The organism is Actinomycetospora sp. (genome assembly GCF_055612215.1).
The window spans coordinates 1-2,005 of sequence record NZ_JBVPVA010000918.1; the positions used below are offsets into that span (position 1 = coordinate 1).

The following is a 2,005-nucleotide window of genomic DNA, read 5'->3' on the forward strand; positions in this document are numbered from 1 at the left end:
CGTAGGCGCAGGCCAGCTCGCCACGCACCGCGTCCGGGACCGGGCCGGCGGCGACCATCGCGACCGCCGGGTGGGCGGCGAGGACCCGCTCGACCTCGGCCGGGTAGACGTTGTAGCCGCCGGTGATGATCATGTCCTTGAGCCGGTCGACGACGAAGACGTGGCCGGTCGGGTCGATCGTCGCGACGTCGCCGGTATGCAGCCACCCGTCCGGCTCGATCGTCTCGGCCGTCGCCTCCGGGTTGCCGTGGTAGCCCATCATCACGATCGGACCGCGCACCATCAGCTCGCCGGGCTCCCCCGCGGGCGCGTCGCGGGCGGTGTCGGCGAGGTCGGCGACGCGGACCTCGATGCCGGGCAGGGCCACCCCGATCGAGCCCGGGACGGGGGGCGCGTGGAGGGCGTGGGTGGTGCCCAGGCCCGCCACCTCGGTCATCCCCCACAGCTCGATGAGCGGGGCGCCCGACCGGTCCTGCCACCGCCGGATCGTCGAGGTCGGGATCGTCTGGCCCCCGACGGTGCAGCGAGTCAGTGACGACAGGTCCGCGTCGGCGAGGCCCGGGTCGGCCAGCAGCATCGCGTACATCGCCGGCACCCCCTCGAACAGCGTCGCGCGGTGCTCGGTGATCAACCGCAGCGCCTCCGCCGCGGCGAACCGTTCCATGAGGACCACGGTGCCGCCCGCGAGGAACGTCCCGTTGATCACGACGTTGCCGTACACGTGCGGGGCGGGCAGCGCCGTCACGACGACGTCGTCCTCCCGACGACCGTGCATGGTCGCCGTCAGCGCGCAGTTGAGCAGCACGGCGCGGTGGCTCTGCACCGCGCCCTTCGGGTGGCCCGTCGTCCCGGAGGTGTAGCCGATGGTCGAGGCGGTGTCCGGGTCGACGGTCACCGGCGGGACGGCGGCGTCGCCGGCGAGGAGGTCGTCGAACGCGAGCGCACCCCCGGCGTCGGGACCCGCCGGTCCGAACGCGACCACCGTCCGCAGCTCGGGGAGCTCGCGGGTGAGCTCGAGGACGGTCGCGGCCTGCTCGGCGCTGGTGAACACCGCGGCGGCCCCGCAGTCGCGCAGGACGAACGCGAGCTCCTCCGGGGTGAGCATGACGTTGACCGGGTTGACCACGGCCCCCGCCTTGAGCGCCCCGTGGTAGGCGACCACCCACTCCCAGCGGTTCTGCGCGTAGAGCGAGACCGGCTGCCCGGCCCGCACCCCGCGCGCCGCGAGCCCGGCCGCGACCCGGTCGCTCAGCGCGTCCAGCTCCGCGTAGGTCAGCGTCCGCGACGCCGTGACCAGCGCGGTCTTCCCGCCGAACCGGGCCGCCGCCGCCCGCAGGATGTCGCCGGGACCGTCCACCGTCGCACCTCCACGTCGTCCTGCCGCGCAGCGTGACCCGGGCGCGGCGCCGGCGGCACACCCGAACGGGTGTGGTGGCGACGCCGGAGCGGCCTACCGTCACGGGGCATGACGACGCCGTCGGTCCTGGACGAGGCCCAGCTCGGGCACCTGCGGCACTGGGACGACCTGTCCCGCCGGCTGCCGCACGACTGGTCGCTCATGCAGGGCAAGGGCGCCGGCGAGGACGACTTCGGCAGCTACCGCTTCCAGCTCGCCTACATGATCTACGGTCTCGCCCTGGCCCACCGCCACCGACTGCCCGCGGCGCCGGGGCTCTTCCGGCCGGTGATCCAGCGGCTGATCGACAAGCTGCTGATGCCCGACGTCTGGCTCTACTGGCGCGACGTCTCACGAGGCGGGATGGTCATGAACGCGCACCTCTCGGAGGGCTACCACGAGGAGTGGGACCCGGTGGTGCGCGACAACATCATGTACTCGGCGTACGTGCAGTCCTGCGCGCTGCTCCACGACCACCTCTTCGCCGACGACCGCTACGCGGCCCCGGGCTCGCTCACCTTCGAGCACTGGTCGTTCTTCTGGGGCGGTGAGCCGAAGCGGTTCGCCTACGACCGCGACTCGCTCGACGAGCACCTGTACTGGCAGATG

2 protein-coding genes are annotated in these 2,005 nt (G+C 73.3%); one reads left to right on the forward strand and one right to left on the reverse strand.

Annotation, left to right across the window (positions count from 1 at the left end):
- Window positions 1-1,357, reverse strand: a 1,357-nt coding sequence (locus tag AC0CYZ_RS25050; RefSeq protein ID WP_472220387.1) for a class I adenylate-forming enzyme family protein, incomplete at its 3' end; no start/stop codon positions are given.
- A gap of 108 nt (window positions 1,358-1,465) precedes the next feature.
- Between AC0CYZ_RS25050 and AC0CYZ_RS25055 the strand changes: the two genes are divergently transcribed.
- A partial coding sequence (locus AC0CYZ_RS25055; RefSeq protein WP_472220389.1) for a linalool dehydratase/isomerase domain-containing protein occupies window positions 1,466-2,005 on the forward strand: 540 nt, incomplete at its 3' end.